The following is a 25,813-nucleotide window of genomic DNA, read 5'->3' as shown; positions in this document are numbered from 1 at the left end:
ATTTACAATTTAGGTCAAATATAAAGCCTTTGTTTATGATTAGTCTGAATAATGACAAATTATTATTTGTTCAAATGAAATTACATCTGTATTCAATCCCGTCATAATTCCTTTATATTTTATATTCTTTTCTTCCCTTCAAGTTTCTGTCAAGGAAAAGGATAATAATATCCAAAGTATAATCCATCTTCTGGATTATCTTTCAAAAGATTATCCAATGGCCGTTAGGGATGGTGGGATGCTCGATAAAGCCGAATATGCAGAAATGCAGGAGTTTAGCGCAAAGATTTTTATGTTGGCCAAAGCAATAAACCTACCTTCGGAATCCAGTCTGTCAATTCTTTCTGACCTAAACAATTTAAAAACCCTTGTTCAGGATAAAGTTCCCAGTAAAAAAATCAAGGACTTAGCAGAAAAGCAAAAATGGACGATTATTAAAATGACTGGATATGAAGCTCCCCCTTTAAATTGGCCGGATAATGCAAATGGTCAAAGCCTGCATTTGCAGAAGTTGGTGTTGCATTATTGGCTATATTTAATGCTGATAGATTGCAGCGATTGAGTTGGAACTAAAATCATAATTATGAACAAAAAAGAACATTGGGAAAATGTTTTCAAAACAAAATCCTTAAACGAAGTGAGTTGGTATGAACCCGTACCTGAAACATCGCTGGCATTTTTAAAAGAATCCAATATTCCCAAAACAGCAAAAATTATTGATATAGGAGGCGGCGACAGCTTTTTGGTAGACCATTTATTAAAATTGGGATATACTGATATAACGATATTGGACATTTCAGAATCAGCATTAAACAGAGCAAAACAGCGCTTAAGGAAACAAGCTAATATGGTTAAATGGATAGTTGCTGATGCCGCAATTTTTTTACCACCTGAAACATATGATTTTTGGCATGATAGGGCAGCTTTTCATTTTTTAACCGAAGAAGAAAGTATAAATAATTATATTGAAACTACTCAGAAATACCTGAACAAGAACGGTACTTTAGTAATTGGTACTTTTTCTGAAAATGGACCCCCAAAATGCAGTGGTTTAGATATTAAACAATATTCTGAAGGTTCTATGGCCAATCGGTTTAAAGCTTACTTCAACAGAATAAAATGTATAAAATCAGATCATAAAACACCCTTTGGTACATATCAGAACTTTGTTTTTTGTTGTTTTAAAAGAAAGTAAAATAAATCGTGTTTTATATAGGTTTAAAAATGCATAAATTATATATTTATGCAATCAGAAAGTAAAGCATTTTACTTTAAGTTCATTTATAATATCGTCAACAAATCGGCTAACAGTTTAATTTTTATTCTTGTAAATGATTGATATATAATCTGTTGTGTGTTGCGGGTATAAATAACCCCTGTCATGACGACAGTTTTAATTATAGTGTGCTCACTTTTATCTACTCTATATGGTTCACCATGTTTACTCTATCTAAATAAGCTTAATTCCACATTTAAATTTAATACTTAGCACAAAAAAATAGAATTTTTTAAGATTGTTTTTTTAAATAATATATATTTGTATTAGACGATATATTAAAAAGAAACATTGAGTATTATATCGAATTCACAATTCGTCAACATAAAACATAGAATTTAGCATAGACCCTATAAATATTAGGATAAAATCGTAAGGTTTGAATCCTGTCGAGGTCACTAAACCGGACAATTCTTAGCAAGAGAATTGTCCGGTTTCTTATTTTCTCCGAAACCCTCATTAATACTGGATTTTTTTAAAAGCAGCGGACTGGTATCAGTGGTTTGAACTTTTTTGTTTTGAAAGCCTATTTTTAAAAATATTAAGCCGGTAAGCACCCTTTTATTAGGTGTAAAATCGATAATATATTGTTTGTTAAAGTTTTGTAAGTTAAATAAGCTTCTCACGTATTATGTATTGGTAAATAAAAACAGGTATAATGAAATAAATAAAATTATTTATTATATGGCCATTAAAAATCCAGTTAAGTTTTCGTGCCTTTTTAAATTTAATTTTTTTCGCAATCTATAACGCGCCAATTCAACCCCGCCACTAGATATATTCATAATCTCAGCAATTTCTTTTGTAGACATGTTGAGACGCAAATAAGTTGATAAATCTAGTTCTCTGGGTGATATATTTGGGTATTTGTCTTTCAATCGTTTTAAAAAATCAAAATGCACATTTTTTATATGTTTCTCAAGGTGTTTTAACCCTTTGTCTGTATGTACTTCTTTTATTATGCTCTTTTTTAATTTATTTATTTGAAATTTAGTGTCATCACACATGTTATCTACCTCCATTTCTTTTAATTTATGAATGATTCCATTTAATATTTTATTTTTTTTGACAACTTGCAATGAATGGTTTACAAGTTCTTTGTCCTTTGAAATAATTCTTGTTTGCAATCTTTCCCTGTTTAATTTTTCTATTTCCTTTTCCAGTTCATATTGCTCTTTTCTAATCTTTGATTCTTTTTCCAGATATAGTTTTCTTTGTTCAATGGTTTTATAATATTGTTTTTTTCTTAAAATTCTTTTTTGAACAATAGAAAGAAGGTAAAGAAAGAGTATGATTATGGAAAAATAAATTATGTATGCTAAATAACTTCTATACCAAGGAGGCGAAATACTAAATGTTATTGATGCAACGTCAGAATCAATACCATAACTGTTTTTAGCTTTTACCCGCATTTTATAATTATCTTCCTTTAGGTTGGTATATTCTTTTACAGTTGCTGTAGACCAATTGCTCCATTGTTTATCAAACGGCTCCAATTGGTAGGAATACTGGATATTCTTTGAGTTTTCAAATTCTGGTGAAGAAAAGGTGAACCTAACGTTGTTTGAAGCAAAAGGCAAAGTTAAATCCAATGGTTTTTGCTGTGGATTTCCTCTAAAAATTGTATCCTTTCCAAAAGAAAAACTTCTTATAAAAACTTTAGGTTTACTTAAGGTCTTTGTTGAATAGTCAGAATCATAGCATACAAGGCCGTTTATAAGACCAATAAAGAAACTGTCCGGACCAAGTTCATTTACAGATAAATAATCGCTCATTATTTTGCCTGTTAAATTTGAAAATTGCTCAAACTCATGTTTATAGCTTCCATCTTTATTTTTCATGAATACGCCCAATGATTCATTATACGAATACCACAAATTGCCATATGAATCTTCAGTTAATGAGCTGACAGGGGGAATGTCACTAAATAATTTACTTAAATTGATGTTCTCTTCAAAAACTCCTTTGTCTTTGGAATAGCTGTAGAAGTGGTTGTTTGCAATAAAATATAATGTACCATTTATTTTTTGCATACAACTTATATTATTTTCGCCATTAATGCTGTCAATCTTTTTTGTTACATAAAAACCATCCAGACTTTCAGTTAATACCATTTGATAAAGAAATTCATCCTTTTTTAGCCATACAAAAGCATCATCAACTTCAAAATCTTTTGATGACTCATAAAAATTTTGAATTTTATTTTTAAAAACTATCCCTTTTTGGTTTTTTTCAAAAATATCAAAGCCACTATAGTTTGCTCCAATAATGTACTTGGAATGATTTGGGAGTTGTTTAAAACCAAAATAACCAGAATGGTTTAATGATTTTATGACTTTACCACCCTCAATAATTAAAACCCCTTTATTATTGGCACAAATCAGTTCACCAGATATGACTTGAATATTCCAGGATTGAGCTGTTGTGCCATCCACAAGTACAAACGTGTCATCTTTAAACCTGTCCTCAATTTTATGGTAAAATACACCCTGATTAGTAGCAACGTAAAGTAAACCATTATGGATAACAGATGCATACACAGAACTGTTGTTAAGGCTTGATGAGAAATAGGTAAAGGGAGAATTAATGTTAATATATGAAATACCATTATCAAGTCCTAACCAAAGATTTTTTTTAGCATCTATAAACGAACTTAATATTGTATTGTTTATCAAGCCCTTTTTTAAATCGATGTGTTGGATGATTTCTCCTTGAAGATTACAGATAATAATTCCACTTAGTACAGAGTTAATAACTATTAATGAATCATTAATAACAACATCTCCCAAAGATCCATTTTTACTGATAAATTGACCGGCCTCAGTATTCCAGTGTTGTAACGTTTGATTTTTATAAACATAAACACCAGACTCTAAAGTAGTAATAAGCAATGTATTGTCTGGTATAGAAACTATCCCCCAAACTTCAGAGTTATTCAATCCTTCAGTACCTTTTAAAGGTATTAAGTTCCCGTTAATAAATTCTAGGATACCAGAACCAACATCTTGGAAATACAGTTTGTTGTTTACTTTGAAAGAAAATTGAAACCGCTTTGGTGCCGGTAGAATACTTATCTTATTATCCTTAAAAATATAAGCTGCGGTAAAAGATTGAAAAATAACAGCGTCACCAAACAGGTGTATTTTCCATATGAAATCAGATTTCTTGAACCTATCATCTTTGATTAAAGGAAGTAATGATACATAGGTTAAATCGCCATTTGAGGCAGACTCAAAATAACCAAATTCGTTATATGCACCAATAAAAATCCTACCGGTACTATCTTCAACCTTAACACTTCTTATGCTATTTACATTAGGAACGACATATGTGTGCCAATTTGACCCATCAAATTGTAATAGGCCATTATTATTTGCAAAATACATATTTCCATTTGCGTCCTGATCTATATTCCAGTTCTGTGTACCACTTTTATAATCTGTTTTTTTATAATTTATTATATCAGGCAATCCTATACTTTTTATTTGACCCAAAACTGAAGAAACCCCAAACAGTAGAGTAAAAATTATAGTATACCGAAAACAATCAAGGATTGAACTCTTTTTTTTAAATAATAAAAGCATAGAAATAAGCAGTTTTCAACATTAACAATTCAATAAAATATAACCTTTTTACTAATGTAGTGTTTTTAATTTGAAAAAATAATATTGTAATAAATTAAATTAAATTATAAAATATTAATATTCAAATATTTAAAAAATATATGATGTGTTTTTGTATGATTTTAAAATATAATATGATGTATTTTTGTAATGGATAATTTTTGTGAAGTGCATAAAATTACTATTAATATTGTTAGATAATCATAAAAAACTACACAAAAAATTAACAAAAACTAATTTAAACTAAAGACTAATGAGAATTACTAAATTACATGTTTTGTGTTTTTTATCATTATTGTTCACTGCTTATATTCAAGCTCAAGACTTGACCGTTAGTGGAACGATTAGTGATGAAAGTGGAATGCCAATTCCAGGGGCAACAGTATTGCTTAAAAACACATCTAAAGGAACCACAACTGATTTTGATGGTAAATTTCAAATTGACGCACCGTCTAATGGTGTTTTGGTAATTAGCTATATTGGCTATACCAAGACTGAAGTATCAATAAACGGTCAAAGTAGTATTGCAATAACCTTAAAAGAGAATGTTGAATCACTTGATGAAGTGGTCGTGGTTGGGTATGGTACTCAAAAGAAAAGTGTTGTAACAGGTGCAATTTCGGGAGTTAAAGCATCAGACTTAGAAGATCTTCCTGTTACAAGGATAGAACAATCTTTACAAGGTCGTACTTCTGGTTTGACCATTGTAACCAATTCTGGACAACCCGGTTCATCATCAACCATTAGAGTGCGAGGAATCACAACAATAAACAACAATGACCCACTTTGGGTTGTTGACGGAGTAATTGTTGACAATGGTGGTATTGGGTATTTGAATCAATCTGATATTGCCTCTATAGAAGTATTGAAAGATGCGGCTTCAGCAGCTATTTATGGTTCAAGGGCTGCTGCAGGTGTTATATTGGTAACAACCAAAAAAGGCAAATCTGGTAAACTTAGTGTAAACTACAATGGTTACACTGGTGTTTCTGGGCCAGCAAGAAAATTAAATTTATTAAATGCAACAGAATATGCAACTTTAATGAACGAAAGATATGCCAATAGTGCAGATCCTAATAATTTTCAATTGCCTTTCCCAAACCCACAATCCTATGGGAAAGGGACTGACTGGCAAGATTTAATTTACAATAACAGTGCTCAACGTCAAAGCCATGAATTAAGCGTAAGTGGCGGAAATGATAAATCTACATTTTATGCTTCTTTTGGATATTTGGATCAGGATGGTATTGTTACGTCTGATATTTCGCATTATACAAGAAAGAATTTCCGTTTGAATTCTACCCATAAAATCAATGATTATATTAGATTGGGTCAAACATTTGGTTTTTCTGATGAAAAAAACACAGGTATAGATTCTAATAACTATTATGGAGGGCCACTGTCTTCTGCAATTAACTTAGACCCTATAACACCGGCAATTCAAACCGACCCTGTGCTTATTGGTCAAGGTGATTATGCACAACCAAACATCATTTATGCACCTAATGGATTTCCTTATGGTATCTCATCTAATGTGGGACAAGAAATGACCAACCCTTTGGCTTTTGTAAAAACAAAATTAGGTAATTATAGTTGGTCAAATAATTTTGTAGGTAATGCTTATGTAGAAATTGAGCCAATTGAGGGGCTTAAAGCAAGATCAACATTTTCTGGTAAAATGGCGTTTTGGGGTGACAGGAATTTTAATCCAGAATCTTTTTTAACCTCTTCATTTGTGACCTCACAAAACAGCTTGTCTAAAAGCACCAATAGAGGTTTTGGTTGGACCATTGAAAATATTATATCCTACGAAAAACAATTGAACGACCATGATTTTACAATATTATTGGGTCAAGGTGTTTATGTTGATAACATTACCGATGGACAAAACGTGACTTACAATAACCTGCCTGTCAACAACTATAAAGATGCTGATTTTGGGTTTGAAACAAGCCAAGATAATATTATTGCAGGAGCATACAAAGGCACCATACATAAAGTGATATCATTATTTGCACGATTAAACTATGCTTACAAGGATAAGTATTTATTAACAGGTATCATACGTAAAGATGGATCCAGTCGTTTTGGTTCTAACAACAAGTTCGGTTACTTCCCATCATTTTCATTGGGCTGGGTGCCTTCAAAAGAAGATTTCTGGCCAGAAAATGACGTTGTTACCCAATTAAAGTTTAGAGGCAGTTATGGTGTTACAGGAACCGATGATATTGGTGATTTTAGATATTTATCGACTATTGGTGATGGACGAAATTATTTTCTTGGGAATGAATCGCAAGGATCTATTGTTGTAGGTAATAGTCCAAATGCACCGGCTAACCCCGATTTAAAATGGGAAGAAACCAGCCAGACCAATATTGGTTTTGATGCCACCCTTTTTAGAGGACTAAACCTCACAGTTGATTGGTATCTTAAAAAGACTTCAGATATCTTAAGAAATGTGCCTTTACCTGGTTATGTTGGAGCAACAGGAAGTCCAGCCGTAAACGTAGGAGATATGAAAAACACAGGTTTGGATATCAGTTTAGGATATAATAAACAATTTGATGACTTTGGATTTTCATTAAATGGTAATGTTTCAACTGTAAAGAATGAAGTCACTTATTTAGGTACAGATACCAATTTTATTACAGGAGATGGCATCCAGGCATCTTCCGTTCCTTATATCATTCGGTCTGAAGTGGGACATCCATTCAACTCTTTCTATGGATTTATGACAGATGGTATTTTCCAAAACCAAGCTGAAATAAATGCTTACACTAACACCGATGGAGGTTTAATTCAACCTAATGCCGTTCCTGGAGATTTCAAATGGAAGGACATCAATGGCGATGGAACCATCACATCAGATGACAGGGATTTTCTAGGAAGTTCCATACCAAAAGTCACCTTTGGGTTCACGTTTAATTTTAATTACAAAAATTTTGACCTATTAGTATTTGCCCAAGGAGCCGCCGGAAATAAAATTTATCAGGCTATTAGAAGATTGGATATTGGTACGGCCAATTTCCAAAAATCAGCTCTTGGACGATGGACAGGCGAAGGCACCTCCAATACATTTCCAAGATTGGCCGCAAATGATACCAATAAGAATTTTTCCAATCCGTCTGATTTTTATTTAGAAGATGGTGATTATTTAAGATTCAAAACAATACAATTTGGTTACAGTCTACCTAAGGATGTGTTAAATAAGTTTGGTATTGAAAAAATAAGACTTTATGTAACAGGGGAAAATTTATTTACTCTTACTAAATATTCTGGATTTGATCCAGAAATCGGGGGAGGCGTTTTTGGTATTGACAGAGGGTATTATCCTCAGGCAAGAACAGGCATGTTAGGTATTAATTTACAATTTTAAAAAAAAGATTATGAAACTAAAGAATTTAAATTATTTGATATTAACTGTAATTTTTACCGTAGTGGCAATAGTCTCTTGTAGTAAAGATTATATAGAGTTACAACCCAAGGGAACATTCTTGGAAGACAATTATTATCAAGATGAAGCGCAAGCATTTTCTGGTGTGATAGCAGTTTATGACAAAGTAGGTAAAGAATCAGGAGGGTTTGAAAATATGGTGACATTTATGAACGCGGCATCAGATGACCATTATGCAGGTGGCGGTGGACCAGATGATGGTGCTGGTATTCATGGTTTTGCCCATTATACAATTGACCCAGGAAACATGCCAGTAAGCTACTGGAATGATTATTATCAAGGCATTTTTAGAGCCAATGTTATGTTAAAAAAATTGCCAGACGTTCCTATGGATGACAATACAAAAAAGCGTTTTACAGCAGAGGTAAAAGCGTTAAGAGGGTATTTTTATTTTCAATTGGTCAAAATGTTTGGAAACATTCCTTTGATGACAGAACCTGTTTCAGCCAATGATATTTATAACATAGAACAAGCTCCAAAAGCAGATGTTTATGCACAAATTGAAGCAGACTTGGAAGAAGCTAAAGCAGGTCTGCCCAGTACTATTGATATTGCCACAGAAGGGGCAAGATTAACTAAGGGAGCAGCGCAAGCTTTGCTTGGCAAAGTTTATTTATACGATGGAAAAAATGCACAAGCAGCAACTGAACTGGCAGAAGTAAATGGAACACCAGGTGGTACCAGTCAATATGGATATAAGTTATTGGATAATTTTGCCGATTTATGGGACTTCAGTAACAAATTCAATTCTGAATCTATCTTAGAAACAGCCAACACTAATAAAAGTAATGCTGGTTGGGGCAATTGGGGTTCAGGTAGTGATGAAGGAAACACTATAAACATTATGGTAGGTCCAAGAAGTTATTCAAGATTGGATAACTCTGCCCCAGATTATGCCCCCGGTTGGAGTTTTAATGTTTTCACACAAAATTTTTATGATGCTATAAAAAATGACCCACGTTTAGATGCTACCGTAGCAAATTTGGGAGCCATGAAAGCTGCAAATCAAATAGATTATGTGTTGGGCGATCAAGATAAGGGCTACTATCTTAAAAAGTTCATGCCTCTTAATAGTGACGCATCTACCGGAGGAGGGAATAAAGAATTAAACTACCAGCAACATGTTTACATCATTCGTTTGGCTGACACGTATTTGTTAGAAGCTGAAGCTTTAGGAGCATCAGGAGCTAGAGCACAAGCTCTTTTGGATGCTGTAAGAGCAAGAGTTGGTTTGCCTTCTGTACCCGTTTCAATGGATGCCATTATGAAAGAGCGCCGATTAGAATTGGCAGGAGAAGGCCATAGATGGTTTGATCTTGTTAGATGGGGCAAAGCAGCCACAGTACTGGCAGACGAAGGCTTCGTTTCAGGCAAGAATGAAGTATTGCCAATTCCGTTTAGGGAATTGGAAGGCACTAAACTTGTTCAAAATCCTAATTACTAAAATAAAGTTCTCATGAATATAAAAATCAGAATAACAAAATATTCAGTAATCATGTTTAGCTTGATAAGCATGATACTAATGACAGCGTGTCAACCCGAAGATTCCTTTAAAAACAATGGTTTGGCAGCTACAGATATTGATGCGTCCTTCACGGTGACCCCTGTTAATGGTGTTACAAATAGGTATACTTTACAGGCCCAATCAACAGCTAATGTAATAACAAATTGGTGGGATGTTGGTGATGGATCTGGAATGTTTCGTGGCAAAGTCAATGAAGAGATTTTTTTACCTGATGCAGGCACATACACACTTTCCCATACTGCAGTTGCAAAAGGTGGAGCTACTTATATGTCCTCACAGGAATTAACTGTAGATGAATCTGATCCTAATTCTGGAAATATTGTTAAAGGTGGAAAATTTGCCACACCCGAAGATATAGCACAATGGACAATAGGAGGTACAGGAAGTTCGGATGGTGTATGGACTTTTGCTAATGGAAAAGCCACTTTAACCGCTTCAGGGTACGGCGGTAGAGGTATTTATCAAGCCGTTGATGTAATAGAAGGAAAAACATATCAAATTGATATGCTTGTAAGCTCCACTTCAGGTGTTTCTGATACTTGGTTTGAGATTTATTGTGGATATAGTGTTCCTACAACATCAGGCGATTATAATGAAGGCGGAAAACTTATGACCATTAATACTTGGGCTGGATGCGGTGGTGACCCATTTAGTGGAAAGTTATCAGTTGTTGGATGTGATCTTGGTGCAATTACCTATCCTAATGAGCCAGGAAAATTTGTTGCTACAGCTACAGGAACGGCATATTTAGTAATTAGAGGTGGTGGTAATGATATGAGAGATGGTATTGCAATAACCAACGTAGAAATGAGAGGCACTAACTAGTAAAAATTGAGTTTGTTTGAGTTTAGTTAATTGTTAAATAGCCTATACTCTTTTCATCATGATTATGGGCTATTTTCAATTCTAACTTACTTTCAGACAATCTAAATCAATTAAAATGAAATCAATTTTTTAAAACAAATGATGACACCTAAGAACCTATATATCGTTTTCTCTGTTTGCGTTATAATCATGTCTTGCAACAAAAAACTGAAAGACAATAATCTGTCTATCCAACCAGAAGCCAATATGGAGTTTTCTGCAAAAGGAAAAACTATATCCGTTTACACAACAGCCGATAGTACAAATTTAAGATTAACAAAAATTGAGAATCTAACATTTTCCGAAACAAAACAACCTAAAGAAAAAGAGATTAGTGTTTTTGTTGAGCCTAAAAAAACGTTCCAAACATTTATAGGGATAGGTGGTGCCATTACTGATGCCAGTGCAGAAACTTTTTATAAGTTGGATACAGAAACTCAAGACCAATTGATAACTGCTTATTACAGTAAAGACAAAGGGATAGGATATTCTTTAATGAGAACAACAATACACAGTTGTGATTTTAGTAGTGAAAGTTACACCTATATAAAAGAAGGAGACTCAACGTTGAGCACGTTTAGCATTGAAAAGGATAGACAATATCGCATTCCAATGATAAAGAGGGCTATACAAAAGGCAAATGGACTGGTTACTTTTGCAAGTCCATGGAGTCCGCCTGCATTTATGAAAAACAACAACGATATGTTGCATGGTGGAATTTTATTACCAGAATGCTACCAACCATGGGCAAATTATTTTGTGAAATTTATAAAGGCTTATGAAAAAGAGGGAATTCCTATATGGGGGATTACTGTTCAAAATGAACCTATGGCAATTCAAACATGGGAATCGTGTATATACACTGCAGAAGCAGAACGCGATTTTATAAAAAATAACCTGGGACCAACTTTTAAAAAGCTTGGGTGGAGTGATAAAAAAATAATTGTTTGGGACCATAACAGGGATTTGATGACCCATAGAGCCAATGTTATTTACAATGACCCCGAAGCTTCAAAATACGTTTGGGGAATGGGCTTTCATTGGTATGAGACATGGTCTGGTGGCAAACCTATGTTTGATAACGTAAAAAGAGTGAATGAGGATTATCCTTCAAAAAAACTATTATTTACCGAAGGTTGTAACGACAAATTTGATGCGAATAAATTACAATTTTGGCCAAATGGTGAGCATTACGGTGAAAGTATGATTCACGATTTTAATAATGGTACCGTAGGGTGGACAGATTGGAACATTTTATTGGACCAAAATGGTGGGCCAAATCATGTGGGTAATTTTTGTTTTGCACCTGTGCATGCCAATACAAATACTGGTGAATTAATTTTCACACCTTCATATTATTACATAGGGCATTTTTCTAAATTCATTCGTCCAGGAGCAAAACGGGTAAGTACTTCGGTTAGTAGAAGCGTTTTATTAAGCACATCATTTTTAAACACAGATGGAACAATGGTTACTGTGGTCATGAATTCAAGTGACCAAAAAATAGTTTATAAACTACTTGTAAATGATGAACAAGCCCTAATTGAAATCCCAGCCCATGCCATTCAATCATTAGTGTATTAAAACTGTTAAAAATATAATATAAATGTTTATAATAATGAAGAAAAGCCTCATTGTCTCTATAATATCCTTGTTTAGTTTAATGCTTCAGGTAAATTGTTCATCTGGTAGTACAAATGAGCCAGAAGACCCAAATCCTTCTCCTAATCCGCCCGAGAACCCAGTAGCAACCAATGATGTGGATTTTTGGTTAACAACAGCAAACAAAAATGACTTATTAAAGAAACAGTCCACGGTTTTGAGCTTTAACACTACTTTCAACAATTACCCTAACATTACGGTAGATGAAAGTCAAACATATCAAAGCATAGATGGATTTGGTTTTACGCTAACAGGAGGAAGTGCAGAAGTCATCAATGGATTAAGTTCAACAAAAAGAACGGAGTTATTGCAAGAACTGTTTGGTAATTCTGAAAATTCCATTTCAATAAGCTATCTAAGAATCAGCATAGGTGCTTCCGATTTAAACGAAGCTCCATTTAGCTATGATGATGTTCCCGCAGGGCAAACAGATGAAACATTAAGTAATTTTAGTTTAGAGCCAGACTTAAACGGCGTTATAAGTGTCTTGCAGGATATTTTACAAATAAACCCAAACATTAAAATATTGGGATCTCCATGGTCTGCTCCAGTTTGGATGAAAGACAACAATAGTACAATAGGTGGTAGTTTGCAGCCTCAATATTATGGAGCCTATGCGCAATATTTTGTAAAATATATTCAGGAAATGAAAAATCTGGGTATTACTGTTGATGCTATTACCGTTCAAAACGAGCCACAGCATGGGGGTAATAATCCAAGCATGGTGATGAGTGCGGTAGAACAGGCAGACTTTATTAAAAATCATTTAGGACCAGCATTTACCAGTGCCAATATCACAACTAAAATAATAGTTTGGGACCACAACTGTGATCGTCCAGATTATCCAATTACTGTCTTAAATGATCCAGATGCCAATAAGTTTATTGATGGTTCAGCATTTCATTTATATGCTGGCAATATCAGTGCGCTTTCAACCGTTCATAATTCGTTTCCCAATAAAAACCTATATTTTACAGAACAATACACATCCTCCTCAAGTGATTTTGCAGGAGATTTAAAGTGGCATTTGGCAAATGTGATTATTGGTTCCATGAGAAATTGGAGCAAAAATGCTTTGGAATGGAATCTCGCCAATAATCCAGCCTTTGAACCGCACACAGATGGTGGCTGTTCAACATGTAAAGGTGCTTTAACCATTAGTTCTGGTGGTAATATCACCAGAAATGTTGCATACTATATAATTGCCCATGCATCAAAATTTGTTCCATCTGGTTCGGTTAGAATAGGTTCTAACATCTCAGGTGACATACAAAATGTTGCTTTTAAAACGCCTAATGGAAAAAAGGTTTTAATTGTTGAAAATAATGGAGACTTAAGCACAACGTTTAATGTAAAATACAACGGTAAATGGTTTGTGACCTCATTGGCAGCGGGGGCAGTTGGCACCTATGTTTGGGAATAAATTAACAAGTATTTATCAGGATTTGAAATGAAGAAAACAATTATATATTTTTTTGCAGTTTTGTGTACATCCATTTATGGACAAGGGTTTTTACATAGTGAGGGCCAGAAAATTGTAGATGGAAATGGCCAAAATGTTCTACTTCGTGGTTTAGGGCTTGGCGGCTGGATGATTCAAGAAGGTTATATGATACAGACCGGAGCTTTTGCGGGGCCACAACATGTTATTAAACAAAAAATTCAAGAATTAGTTGGACCTGAAAATACTGAAGAATTCTACGAAGCCTACAGAGCAAATGGAATCACCAAACGTGATATAGATTCACTGAAAGCCTGGGGTTTTAATTCGATAAGGTTGCCCATGCATTATAATCTTTTTACACCTCCCATTGAAAATGAAAACAACGGTGATGTATCGTGGTTGGAAAAAGGTTTCACAATGACTGATAGTTTATTACAGTGGTGTGCTGATAATAAAATGTACCTTATTTTGGATTTGCACGGTGCACCTGGTGGTCAGGGAAATGATGCCAATATTTCAGATTATGATAAAACAAAGCCATCACTTTGGGAAAGTGAAGCCAATCAAGAAAAAATGATTGCACTTTGGAAAAAATTGGCAGAACGTTATAAAGACCAACCTTGGATTGGTGGTTATGATATTATTAATGAACCTAATTGGAATTTTACTGGCACCAACCCCAATGGTTGTGATGAAACCTCAAATGCGCCTTTAAGGGAATTAATGATGCGTGTAACCAAAGCTATTAGGGAAGTTGACAATAATCATATCATTATTATTGAAGGTAATTGTTGGGGGAATAATTATGAAGGTATTTTGCCAGTATGGGATGACAATATGGTGTTAAGTTTCCATAAGTATTGGAATTATAATACCAAGGGATCCATACAAAAGATGTTGGATTACCGTTCACATTACAATATCCCTATTTGGCTGGGTGAAAGTGGTGAAAATTCCAATGTATGGTTTAAAGATGCTATTTCCTTAGTGGAATCAAATAATATTGGTTGGGCATTTTGGCCCATGAAAAAGGTAGAGAACATTGCCGGTGTAACTTCTGTTACCAAAAACCCAGGTTATGAAACCATTCGTGAATACTGGAGTAAGGGTGGTAAAAAACCATCAAAGGAATTTGCTAAAAATGCATTGATGCAATTAGCTGAAAATTACAAAATGGAACATGTAACAATAAAGACAGATGTTATTGACGCCATGTTCAGGCAAATACAAACTAATGAAACCAAACCTTATAAAGCACATACCATTCCCGGAACCATCTATGCTTCTGAATATGACTTGGGAACTAATGGTTATGCGTATTTAGATGATGATTTTATTAATTATAAAGTAGATACAGGAATACAAGGCGATTGGAATAAAGGAGGCGTTATGCGAAATGACGGTGTTGATATACAAATTTGCCAAGACGAAAACTCCAATGGATATGAAGTGTTTGATATAAAGAACGGTGAATGGTTGTTGTTTACAGTTAACGCATTACAATCATCTGACTATAAAGTTATCATACGTTACTCAAGTGAGAATACTATGGGTCAACTCCATTTGGAACTTCAAAATGGCGAAAAATCAGAACTGGTTTCGCTTCCATCAACAGGAAGCAATGTTTCTTATAAGCAAGTGACACTGTCATCAATAAAACTTAACAAGGGAATCAACAAGATTAAAGTCGTGTTTGATACTGGTGGGTTTAATTTGAATTATCTAAATTTTAAACAAAACTATAATTAAAATGTTCAATTTTTTATATTATATCAAACCCATTGCTTTGTTTTTACTACTGGTTTTTATGTCTTGTAGCAGCAGTGGTGGGGAAGATCCTGCCAATGAAATTACAAAACCATCCAATCTTTCCATTACGGCAAATATAGTTGGAAAAGACAGTGAAAAACCTAATGGGGATGGAAGTGGAGAGGTCAATTTCATTATCTCTGCATCAAATGCCACCTCATACAAGGTTTTGATAAACAGCGAAACCTTAACGCTTACACAAAATGAGTTTAGCTATACATTTACTACGCCAGGTATAAAAACTTATACCGTTATTGTTTCGGCATATAATGGTCTTAATTTTGTAAGCAAGACCATTTCGGTAACCGTTTTTGTAAAAGCCGCCGACAACAATTTGCAACTGGTTTGGCAGGATGAGTTTAATCAAGATGGAAGCCCAAACCCGGCCAATTGGGGGTATGATATTGGTAATGGCGATAATGGTTGGGGCAACAATGAATCCGAATATTATACCAATAGATTGGATAATGCCAAAGTAGAAAATGGTGTTTTAAAAATTACGGCTCAAAGAGAAAATTACCAAGGGTATGCATTTACCTCGGCCAGAATGCTTACTTCTGGTAAATTTGAGTTTACCTACGGAAGAATAGATGTTCGAGCCAAACTACCAGATGGCAGTGGAACATGGCCAGCCATTTGGTTACTGGGAGCAAATATTGGTTCGGTTGGTTGGCCAGCATGCGGTGAGATAGATATTATGGAGCATGTAGGCAATAACCTAGGACAGGTATCTAGTGCTTTGCACACAACTTCAAGCTATGGAGCCACTATCAACCATAAATCCGTTTCTGTTTCAAATGAAACCACAGAATTCCATTTGTATTCCATGATTTGGACAGAAAACAGCATTACTTTTTTATTGGATGATGAGGTGTATTACACATATAATCCGTCACCTAAAAATAATCAAAACTGGCCATTTACAAGTAATCAGTTCATCATTTTGAATGTTGCCATGGGTGGGAATTTAGGTGGTACAATTAGTGATAGCTTTCAAAGTTCTACCATGGAGATAGATTATGTTCGTGTTTATCAATAATAGTGCAATTGAGCAATTAGGGTTTAATATTTTTAGGAATTTTCCATATAAAAATTGTAAACATAAGTCTAGGTAATTCAACTTTTCATGTGTGTTGAATAAATAGGGTTAGAGTTTATATCTTTGAATAAATCATTTTAATTAAGTTAGTTATGAGCAGAGTGTTTTGGTTATTATTATGTGTGCAGTTTAATGCCATGATATTATGTGGCCAGAACTCTTCATATATAACAAAAAATGACATTCACTATTACAGTGAAAGCATTAACAATTCAGATTCTTATATTAATGAGCGCTGTGTTTTGGATATTTATTATCCAAAAAATAGTGAGGGATTTGCAACTTTGGTTTGGTTTCATGGTGGTGGCTTAACTGGGGGAAATAAAGAAATACCTTCAGCACTTAAAGAAAAAGGTATAGCCGTAGTTGCAGTAAATTACAGGCTCTATCCAAAGGTAAAAGCTCCTAAATATATTGAAGATGCAGCTGCTGCTGTAAGCTGGGTGTTTAAAAACATTGAACATTATGGTGGAAATGACTCGCTAATTTTTGTTTCAGGTCATTCGGCTGGTGGCTATTTAACCAGTATGATTGGTTTGGATACGAGTTGGCTTGGTAAATATGATATTGATGCCAATAAGATTGCCGGTCTTATCCCACTTAGTGGACATACCATTACGCATTTTACTGTTCGTGAAGAACGGGGCATACCAGGAACACAACCAGTTGTGGATAGCTTAGCGCCTTTATTTCATGTTCGGGCTGATGCACCACCACTATTGCTGATTACTGGAGATAGAGAGATGGAAATGTTGGGGCGTTATGAAGAAAATGCTTACCTCATGCGTATGATGAAAATTGTGGGACATAAAGAAACCGTTTTATATGAACTTGAAGGCTATGGGCATAATATGACTGAGCCTGTGTTTCCCTTGGTGTTGAGAGAAATAGAACGGATTAAGAATGCTAAGAATCTCAAAACAGAAGAATAATATAGCATTAAATAAATTTAATTTTAATAAGAGTTATTGCTATCAAGGTATCTTAACATTTTTTTCAAGGATTTTTATCTTCACTTGTGATTAATTTGTGTCTATTCTTATAAAAATCACTGATATTTATCATTGTGCTTTACTATATATTCTGATAGTTTTATTAGAGTAAATGTTAACCAATGAAAGCGTTTTTTTATTTATTAATAATGTTGTTGTTACTGGATTGTTCTTCTGTAAGAACAATAGATAGTTGGGTCAACAAAGACTATACAGGCTATAGCCCTAAAAAAATCTTGGTAGTTGGTTTGACGGATAATCTAACAGCTAGGAGGGTATTTGAAGAGCAATTGGTATTATCGCTTGAAGAGAGAGGTATACATGCCGTTGAGAGTTTTGACGTGTTTAAAACTGAATTTACAAGCGTAAGACAAACTGAAGAGAATATTCAAAATGAAGTTGAAAGACTTGCTCATAACGGGTTTGATGCCATTTTAATATCAGCAGTAAAAGGTGTAAAAGAAAAAGTTGCTTATTCTTCAGATATTTACAGAAGAGATTATTATTGGAGACGTTTTAGACCTTATTATTATATGTATCAAGACATATATCTTGATCCCTCTTACTATGAAAAATATAATATTTACAACATTGAGGCAACATTATATGATTTGAAGGAAGATAATGTCAAGTCATTGGTATGGGTTGCTTCCTATGATATTGTTGATCCAAAAGCTATTAATACCACAGTTAAAGATTATGTAAAAAGTATTATTAAGTCTTTGGAAAATGAAGCGATTATTTCTTCAAATGTCAAACAATAAAAATGAAAGTACTTGTATACAGCTCAAAAGATTTTGAGATTGAATATTTAGAAGACGCCAATAGGGGCAAGCATAAGATAACATTCATCAAAGATGTATTGTCATCAGAAACTGCCATGAAAGCTATTAGTTATAATGCTATTTCAGTATTTTCAAGTGATATGGTATCCAACATAGTTTTGGAAAAATTAAAGGATTTTGGAGTAAAATATATCACGCTAAGGTCTGTTGGGCATGACAATGTTAACCTTTTTACAGCGCAGAACTTGGGTATTAAAGTGGCCAATGTACCTATTTACTCACCATATGCAATTGCAGAGCATGCACTTGCCATTCTACAAGCTTTAAACAGAAAGATAATAGTATCAAATCAACGGGTAAAACAATTTAATTTTGACATTAATAACCTTATTGGTTTTGATTTATATGGCAAAACCGTTGGGATTATTGGTACTGGCAAAATAGGATCTGTGATGACTAGGATCATGCATGGTTTTGGATGTAATTTATTGGGCTTTGATATTTTGGAAAATAAAAAATTGTCTGTTTCATATCACTTAAAATATGTTACACTTAAAGAGCTTTGCAAAACATCAGATATCATTAGCATTCATGTGCCTTTAAACTCTGAAACACATCATTTAATAAGCAAAGAGCTAATTGATTTAATGAAACCAAATTGCATTGTAATCAATACTGCCAGAGGAGCTGTAATTAACACCAAAGATATTATTGATGCTTTGTTAAGCAAGCGTATTTCTGGATTGGGCATGGATGTATATGAGCACGAAAGGAATGTTTTCTTTAAAGATCATTCTTATGATATTCCAAAGGATGATATGCTTATAAAACTTAATGCGCTACCAAATGTACTTATTACAGGACACCATGCTTTTTTAACTGAAGAAGCACTTACAAATATTGCAGAAACCACTATTTATAATTTAAATTGCTGGAATGATAACAAGGAAACAGAAAATGAGCTGCATTTTTCTGGCAGTACCAATAAAAGTGTGTCGGCTTAACTTTTTTTTCCAGAAATCCAGACTAGTTTAAGGCTGTATTTTGATTGTAAATATCCTTTAAAGTAATCTTTTGACCTAAAGAATCATTCACCTGTAAATCATAACGTATATTGATTTTTGTGCCAATTGGAGCATAATAGTAAATAACCCAAGCATCACCTTCTTTAGTACCTATACAGCCATTTGAATAGGCTTTCCCTAAAGTTACAGGGTTTGTTGTAGGATGGATAAGTTGCCCGTTTCGTATACCATTTATTTCTGTTTCTATAAAGGGTATTTGTGGCAATGCCGTTACGATAAGGTCGTCTCTTTTGGTAACAAAATATTGATGTCCATTTACAGGATTGTAATAATTAGGATTACGGACGTGATTTACTATAAAACCAGTGCCTGTTTTGGTTCTTAAATCCGTCACCCTGTTACTCATTTTAAGGAACTTCATTTCGGGGCGTCCCACTCGAATGGGACATTCATATAACACATTTGAATCTTCAATGATACGTAGCTTGAACTCCGGAATATTGATATCAATCATCGTGTTTTGAAACGATTGAAGTATTTTTTTTGCTAATGCTGAATCGGGCAATAAAATTGAATCACCTTTATGAAGCACAACAATCTTTTTTTGATCATACACAAATCGTCCCTTGTTTTTCATCGTGTAATAATCGGTGTTTTTCAGTGTATCAATAATCCATGGATTGGCTCTAACCAAAAGGTGTTCAGTTAAACGATAGGACGTTACTGAGTCATATTTTTGAACAATTGAGTCTATAAATTTAAAATAATTTCCAACCGTTATTGGTTTGTCAACCACAATATTAGCTGGCTTATAGACTTTATTTAATACTTGATTGTTTTTAAAAGTTGATGATACAATGAGGTAATTTGGATTATTAGGGCAGCAAAACTTTATGGAAATAACTAACAAGATGAATACCAAAAAAAGTGGAAAACTTAATTTAGAAAACATCTTGTTAGCTTTTTTTGACATTAATTTTTTATCAGCTCACTTAAAACAGTGTCTTTGTCCAGTTTTTTGGTACAGAAAAACCAATCTTCACAAGTCAACCCGTTTTTGGTGGTCATTCGTTCTTCGGCTACACCACAGGAACCAGCGGGCGAAATGATTACATCATCACCGGGGTTCCAATCTGCGGGTGTTGCAACCGCAAACTTATCTGCCGTTTGCATAGCAATTAACGCTCTGTAAATCTCATCAAAATTTCTACCTAAACTCAACGGATAATAAATAAGAGCTCTAACAATACCTTTGGGATCTATAAAAAATACGGCTCTCACAGCTTGTGTCTTACTTTCGCCAGGTTGAATCATGCCATATTTTTTGGCTATTTCCATAGTAATATCTTCAATTAAAGGAAATTTTACTTCTACATTTTTTAAGCCTTTAAATTTGATTTTCTCTTTAATGGTTCTTAACCATGCTATATGGCTATATAATCCATCAATAGAGAGGCCTATCAATTTGCAATTGGCTTTAGCAAACTTGTTTTCTAGGCTAGCAAAAGTGATAAACTCTGATGTGCAAACGGGAGTAAAATCTGCCGGGTGACTAAATAAAATGACCCATTTGCCTTTGTAATCCGAAGGAAAATTAATAGGGCCTTGTGTTGTTACTGCTTTAAATTCTGGTGCATAATCTCCAATTCTTGGAATTGAAATGATTTGTTCTTGAAATAGTGTTTCCATTTTTTTTTATTTTTTGTTTACTGCACAGCTCAGATAGGATTTTGTTTTTTTAATTAAATTGTTTTTTTCACCAAAAGGGGGATAACCCATTTTTGTAAGGGTAGCTTTTACCAAATCAATATCTTTAGCTGTTTCATGCTCAAAGGTTACTGTGGCATATTGTCTTTTAATAAAAACATTAGTTATATGTTTTAGCTTAGAAAGCTTTTCTATAATAATTGTCTCACAGTTCGGACATTTTAAATTATGTATATATAAAGTAGTTTTCATGTGATGATATTATGTTTATAAAGATAAGTGTCCAATAAAAAAACGGAAATGATCAGTATCAGTCTGCCATTGTTTTCATTGAAAATTTATTATTGTTTGTTAATTCTTTTTTAGTGGCTTCATAACCAAGGTTGAAGATATCGTTAAGATGGTTTTTGTCAAAAACCCCAAATTTATTTAATCCTTTTGGGGATATAATTAAATCACAGTCGTTGAACTTTTTTAAGTCCTCATCAACAGATTTTATTATAAAAGCCCTTTCTATGACATTATAAGAATGCTTTAAATCCTTGATTTTTATATCATCAAAACTATTGACATAGATTCCAATAATTTTATCGCATGTTGATTTTAATAGTTCAACTGGGAAATTATTTAGTGTGCCCCCATCAACATAATAAGAGTCATTGATTTTTACTGGAGCAAAAATCCCCGGTATTGCTGCCGAGGCTAAAACAGGCCTAATCAATTCGCCGGTCTTAAAAATTTCTAGTTTACCGTTTAAAATATTTGTAGCGGTTATGGTCAATTGCTTTTTCAGAGATGAAAAATCGTCATTTTTAAGACAGGTCTTAAAGCCAGGGTAAAATTTTTCAGCATCAATAAGGCCAGGCTTATTTAGAGCATATTTTTTTATGTCCAATATATTAATCCCTTTGAGAAATGTTAACATGTCCTCACAACTGTGGCCATAAGCATAAAGAGCGCCTACTACAGCACCGGCACTTGTACCGGCAATGTGGGTTGGAAATATATCATGTTCTTCAAGGGCTTTTATAGCTCCAATATGTGCAGCTCCACGCATACCTCCTCCGGAGAGGACTAACCCAGTAGTCATTTTTAATGAATTATTATATTGGGAAAGTACTGGATGTTATTAGTGTGGACAATGATCGTTATCAGCATCAAATGGATTCTAAAAAAGGGTTTGAACATTCTTAATGGATTATGATGCCTTGCTTAGGAAAAATTTTATCAGGTCTGCTGTTGATATGATCCCGACCAGCCGGTCGTCCTCAACAATAGGTATGGCATGATAATTACCTTCAATCAAAACCTTGGCTGCGTCTTCAATGGTGGACATTGTTGTTAAATAAAATGGTTTTTGGGTCATGATGTCTTTAACGGTCAATTCACTATATACAGTATTGTCATCATTAATTCCAGCCCCTGAAATGTTGTACATAAAATCTATTAAACTGACCATTCCCACTAACTTATTGTTTTCAACCACAGGAATATGATGATGGAAGTTTCTCTTCTCATAAATATGCTTGACATCAATTAAGTTTTGTTCAGGAGAAACACAAACCACATGTTTTGTCATTATTGATGATAATTGGGTTTTCATGGCCTTCTTTTTTTGTCTTTTATATCATTAAAAATAACTCATTAGCATGCTTTTTGAAATGATTGAAATCATTTAGAACCTCTTTATTTAGTGATACATTTAATTGTGTTTTTAAGTTAAAGCCGTGCATTATGAAAACAAAAACAATATTAGAATTGCTTACATTAAGCTCAAGCCTTTATTATATAGCAAGAGATACTAAATTATTGGATAAAATAAATACGCTTTCAGAAAAAGGCAAAGACAATATCAATAGGGTGTTATCTGAAACCCAATTGGATGAAAACGGAAATGAACTCGAGTTTGCAGATAAAATAATTTTAAAAGCCCATGAGCTAAGGGAAGAACTAAATGAAAAAATAGAAGAACTAGTGGCAAAGTTCTACAAAAAAATAAATGTTGCTCACTTAGATGAAATTAAGGCTCTAAACATCAAACTCGAAAAACTTGAGACAAGTGTTGCTTTACTTGAAGCGAGGCTAAACAAACTGGAATCATAATAAGATGGGCGTTGTAACAGATATTGGAAAAAAATTTAAATCCATCTCTAGATATAATCAAATTCTAAGAGTCCTATTAAAATATGGCTTTGAAGATTTGGTTCATTATTTAGATGAAAACAGTCAATACATATTAATTCAAAAACTAATCCCAAATTCAACAAAAAAGCATGTTGCCAAATTCAGTAAATGGGCCAAAATGAGATTGGTATGCGAGGAATTGGGACCAACTTTTGTGAAATTTGGACAAATATTGAGCAACAGACCAGATTTGGTTCCTTTGGAATTAACTTTAGAATTGGAAAAACTTCAAGACAATGTACCCCCAATGTCTGAAATAGTAGCTAAAGAAGTTGTTGAAACGGAGTTAAAGGGCAGAGTGGAACATTTATTTGCATGGTTTGAACCCATTCCTTTTGCATCGGCATCCATGGCACAAGTACACAAAATTACCTTGCATTCCGGTAAACGGGTTGCTTTAAAAATACAACGCGCCGGAATTTATGATATCATTACTGAGGACATTAAGGTCATGTACAAAATTGCTAATGTTTTGGAGCGAAGAATACCGTCTTTAAAAAACTTTGACCCTGTTGGATTGGTCAAAAATTTTGAAGATTCTATATTAAAGGAACTCGATTTCATAAATGAATCCATTAACGTACAAAGATTTTACAACAATCTGGCAAAAGATGGTTCATTAGAACAATTTGCACAAGCACCTAGAGTATATCCAGATTTTACAACACCAAAGGTTCTGGCCTTAGAGTTCATGTCTGGAATCAAGATAGATAGAATCAATGAGTTGTTAAGTAAGGAATTTGATACAAAAGTTATTGCTAGACGGCTTGCCATAAGTTATTTTAAACAAATTTTTGAATATGGTTTTTTCCATGCAGATCCGCATCCCGGCAATTTATTGGTGCTCCCAAACGGTCATATTTGTTATTTGGATTTTGGTATGATGGGAAGTATGTTGCCAAGAGATATCTCAATTTTCGGCAAATTATTTATAGCCATCACCAATAAGGATGTAAAACAAATCATTAAAGTATTGCAGCAACTTTCTAACCATGCTCCTGTAAGTGACATGAGAGCCTTGGAGTTTGATATTAACGAATTTGTGGAAAAATATTATGTAAGGGATGTTCATGAAAATGAAATGAGCACTATTTTATTGGAACTCAAAGACATTATCATTGCCCACGGATTAATAGTGCCTACTTATTTTTTTCTTTTTGCCAGGTCTTTAGTGACCATAGAAGGTGTTATTGAAAAACTGGACCCTAACCTAGAGGTGTTTGAAATTGTAAAACCTTATTTGAGACATAGCGCTACCCAAAAATACAATCCTGTAACAATAGGTAAAAAAGTTGTGAACTCAGTTATTGAGCTAACAAACTATATGGAAGATTTTCCAACGGATTTAAAAAATGCCATACGAAAAATAAATTCAGGTACTATAAAAGTTGATTTGTCACACAAAGGCATTGATCCTCTGGTGCATACCTTACAAAGAATTACAAAACAATTGGTTACGGCTTCTATTATGGTCGCTTTGATAATCAGTGCTTCCTTGTTCATTATTTTTGAGATACATCCACTTTGGAACGGGATTTCCATTTTAGGTATGACAAGTTTTTCATTGGCCGTTTTACTTGGGTATGGCCTGTTGTCAAATATTAAAAAGGGCGATTATGATTATTAACCATTTAAAACAAAAAACGTACTTGAGCGAGTACGTTTTTTACTGAAGATTTGCAGGTTATGCTTTTGAAAATGCTTTTTTGAAATGGCTGAAGGCTTCAGAAATTTCATTTTGAAAATGCTCTAGTTTGGTTTCTTCTTTCTTCTTAGCATATTTACCTTTAAACCTATCTATAAAAGAATTAAATTCTTGTTTTCCTTTTTCAAAAGCGACTTTTCCTCCTTTTTTGTCCTTTTTGAATTTTTGTTCCAAGATCTCTAACTGAATTTTGAATTGTTCAATTTCAATGAGCGTTAGCGCGTACATTCTATTCAATGTTTCATTGGTTTTTATTTTGACTTCAATCTCATGTAAAGTTGAAAGGATCTGCTTTTTTTGTTTTTTAAAGATTTCCTTGGTCTCGGCCTTTCCCAAAGCTAATTGTACGCGTAGTTCATCAAACTTAGTATTGAGTTCTTCTATTTTTTCTTTGATTTCTTTTATTTTGAACTCACTGTCGTGAATAAACAAATTAAATTTTTTCTTGACCTCTTCATACTTGTCTTGGGCTTCTACTTTTCCTAAAGCGGCTTTAACTTGAAATTCTTCCAATTCAATAGCTGATTTTCTAAGGGCCCCAATGATTTTGTCCACAAATTGAATATCCTGTTTAGTTTTCATGATTATAAGTTTTAAGATGATATTAAATATGCAAACTAAACCTTTGATTGGCAATGATTTTTCTCAGTCAAGTGTTC

General features: G+C 33.8%; 21 protein-coding genes. 14 read left to right on the top strand and 7 right to left on the bottom strand.

The genetic code is table 11. The annotated features are described in order from the left end of the window. The first annotated feature begins 58 nt into the window (after nucleotides 1–58). Both IEW94_RS05430 and IEW94_RS05425 read left to right on the top strand, forming a co-directional pair. Entirely contained in the window at nucleotides 59–562 is a 504-nt protein-coding gene (locus tag IEW94_RS05430) for a 4-helix bundle domain-containing protein (RefSeq protein ID WP_506016856.1), read from the top strand. 21 nt (nucleotides 563–583) lie between these two features. Next, nucleotides 584–1,195, top strand: coding sequence for a class I SAM-dependent methyltransferase (locus tag IEW94_RS05425; protein ID WP_373286590.1), 612 nt, complete (start codon nucleotides 584–586; stop codon nucleotides 1,193–1,195). 761 nt (nucleotides 1,196–1,956) lie between these two features. On the opposite strand, the gene IEW94_RS05420 is transcribed toward IEW94_RS05425, so the two are convergent. Then, nucleotides 1,957–4,746, bottom strand: coding sequence for a triple tyrosine motif-containing protein (locus IEW94_RS05420; protein WP_229669462.1), 2,790 nt, complete (start codon nucleotides 4,744–4,746; stop codon nucleotides 1,957–1,959). 406 nt (nucleotides 4,747–5,152) lie between these two features. On the opposite strand from IEW94_RS05420, the gene IEW94_RS05415 reads away from it, so the two are divergent. From IEW94_RS05415 to IEW94_RS05370, 10 genes are all read left to right on the top strand, one after another. After that, nucleotides 5,153–8,275, top strand: coding sequence for a SusC/RagA family TonB-linked outer membrane protein (locus IEW94_RS05415; RefSeq protein ID WP_188650797.1), 3,123 nt, complete (start codon nucleotides 5,153–5,155; stop codon nucleotides 8,273–8,275). Nucleotides 8,276–8,285: 10 nt separating this feature from the next. Further along, nucleotides 8,286–9,797 carry a RagB/SusD family nutrient uptake outer membrane protein gene (locus IEW94_RS05410; protein ID WP_188650795.1) on the top strand — a complete coding sequence of 504 codons (1,512 nt, stop codon included), beginning with the start codon at nucleotides 8,286–8,288 and terminating at the stop codon, nucleotides 9,795–9,797. Nucleotides 9,798–9,809: 12 nt separating this feature from the next. Beyond that, nucleotides 9,810–10,703, top strand: a complete 894-nt coding sequence (locus tag IEW94_RS05405) for a hypothetical protein (protein ID WP_188650793.1) — start codon at nucleotides 9,810–9,812, stop codon at nucleotides 10,701–10,703. Nucleotides 10,704–10,841: 138 nt separating this feature from the next. Then, entirely contained in the window at nucleotides 10,842–12,326 is a 1,485-nt protein-coding gene (locus IEW94_RS05400; RefSeq protein WP_229669461.1) for a glycoside hydrolase family 30 protein, read from the top strand. Nucleotides 12,327–12,360: 34 nt separating this feature from the next. Then, on the top strand, nucleotides 12,361–13,827 hold the full coding sequence (locus IEW94_RS05395; RefSeq protein ID WP_229669460.1) for a glycoside hydrolase family 30 protein: 1,467 nt from the start codon (nucleotides 12,361–12,363) through the stop codon (nucleotides 13,825–13,827). Between the two features lie 27 nt (nucleotides 13,828–13,854). Continuing rightward, a complete protein-coding gene (locus IEW94_RS05390; RefSeq protein WP_188650791.1) occupies nucleotides 13,855–15,597 on the top strand; it encodes a cellulase family glycosylhydrolase in 1,743 nt (580 codons plus the stop codon). A 1-nt stretch (nucleotide 15,598) separates the two neighbouring features. Then, entirely contained in the window at nucleotides 15,599–16,696 is a 1,098-nt protein-coding gene (locus tag IEW94_RS05385) for a glycoside hydrolase family 16 protein (RefSeq protein WP_229669459.1), read from the top strand. A gap of 152 nt (nucleotides 16,697–16,848) precedes the next feature. Continuing rightward, complete coding sequence (locus IEW94_RS05380) at nucleotides 16,849–17,688, top strand: alpha/beta hydrolase (RefSeq protein ID WP_188650789.1); 840 nt, start codon at nucleotides 16,849–16,851, stop codon at nucleotides 17,686–17,688. Nucleotides 17,689–17,870: 182 nt separating this feature from the next. Next, nucleotides 17,871–18,512: a hypothetical protein gene (locus tag IEW94_RS05375; protein WP_188650787.1), complete on the top strand. Its 642-nt coding sequence runs from the start codon at nucleotides 17,871–17,873 to the stop codon at nucleotides 18,510–18,512. A 2-nt stretch (nucleotides 18,513–18,514) separates the two neighbouring features. Then, nucleotides 18,515–19,537, top strand: coding sequence for a 2-hydroxyacid dehydrogenase (locus IEW94_RS05370; protein WP_188650785.1), 1,023 nt, complete (start codon nucleotides 18,515–18,517; stop codon nucleotides 19,535–19,537). 22 nt (nucleotides 19,538–19,559) lie between these two features. Here IEW94_RS05370 and IEW94_RS05365 read toward each other — a convergent pair whose 3' ends face one another. From IEW94_RS05365 to IEW94_RS05345, 5 genes are all read right to left on the bottom strand, one after another. Then, a complete protein-coding gene (locus tag IEW94_RS05365) occupies nucleotides 19,560–20,531 on the bottom strand; it encodes a L,D-transpeptidase (protein ID WP_229669458.1) in 972 nt (323 codons plus the stop codon). Continuing rightward, complete coding sequence (locus IEW94_RS05360) at nucleotides 20,531–21,247, bottom strand: peroxiredoxin (RefSeq protein ID WP_188650783.1); 717 nt, start codon at nucleotides 21,245–21,247, stop codon at nucleotides 20,531–20,533. Before IEW94_RS05360 ends, IEW94_RS05365 begins: the two co-directional genes overlap by 1 nt. A 6-nt stretch (nucleotides 21,248–21,253) precedes the next feature. After that, nucleotides 21,254–21,517, bottom strand: a complete 264-nt coding sequence (locus IEW94_RS05355) for a heavy-metal-associated domain-containing protein (RefSeq protein WP_188650781.1) — start codon at nucleotides 21,515–21,517, stop codon at nucleotides 21,254–21,256. A 58-nt stretch (nucleotides 21,518–21,575) separates the two neighbouring features. After that, nucleotides 21,576–22,355 (bottom strand): patatin-like phospholipase family protein, encoded by a 780-nt coding sequence (locus IEW94_RS05350; RefSeq protein ID WP_188650780.1) that lies wholly within the window; start codon nucleotides 22,353–22,355, stop codon nucleotides 21,576–21,578. A 108-nt stretch (nucleotides 22,356–22,463) separates the two neighbouring features. Further along, nucleotides 22,464–22,868, bottom strand: coding sequence for a CBS domain-containing protein (locus IEW94_RS05345; protein WP_188650778.1), 405 nt, complete (start codon nucleotides 22,866–22,868; stop codon nucleotides 22,464–22,466). 131 nt (nucleotides 22,869–22,999) lie between these two features. On the opposite strand from IEW94_RS05345, the gene IEW94_RS05340 reads away from it, so the two are divergent. Both IEW94_RS05340 and IEW94_RS05335 read left to right on the top strand, forming a co-directional pair. After that, nucleotides 23,000–23,368 carry a hypothetical protein gene (locus tag IEW94_RS05340; RefSeq protein WP_188650776.1) on the top strand — a complete coding sequence of 123 codons (369 nt, stop codon included), beginning with the start codon at nucleotides 23,000–23,002 and terminating at the stop codon, nucleotides 23,366–23,368. A 4-nt stretch (nucleotides 23,369–23,372) separates the two neighbouring features. Beyond that, nucleotides 23,373–25,076 carry an ABC1 kinase family protein gene (locus IEW94_RS05335; RefSeq protein WP_188650774.1) on the top strand — a complete coding sequence of 568 codons (1,704 nt, stop codon included), beginning with the start codon at nucleotides 23,373–23,375 and terminating at the stop codon, nucleotides 25,074–25,076. Between the two features lie 57 nt (nucleotides 25,077–25,133). Here IEW94_RS05335 and IEW94_RS05330 read toward each other — a convergent pair whose 3' ends face one another. After that, a complete protein-coding gene (locus IEW94_RS05330; protein WP_188650773.1) occupies nucleotides 25,134–25,736 on the bottom strand; it encodes a hypothetical protein in 603 nt (200 codons plus the stop codon). Nucleotides 25,737–25,813: the final 77 nt, after the last annotated feature.

Origin of the sequence: Yeosuana aromativorans (assembly GCF_014646655.1) — a bacterium.
Classification (GTDB): Bacteria; Bacteroidota; Bacteroidia; order Flavobacteriales; family Flavobacteriaceae; genus Yeosuana; species Yeosuana aromativorans.
The sequence above is the reverse complement of the archived record's forward strand: the minus strand, read 5'-3'. Positions and strand labels throughout refer to the sequence as shown.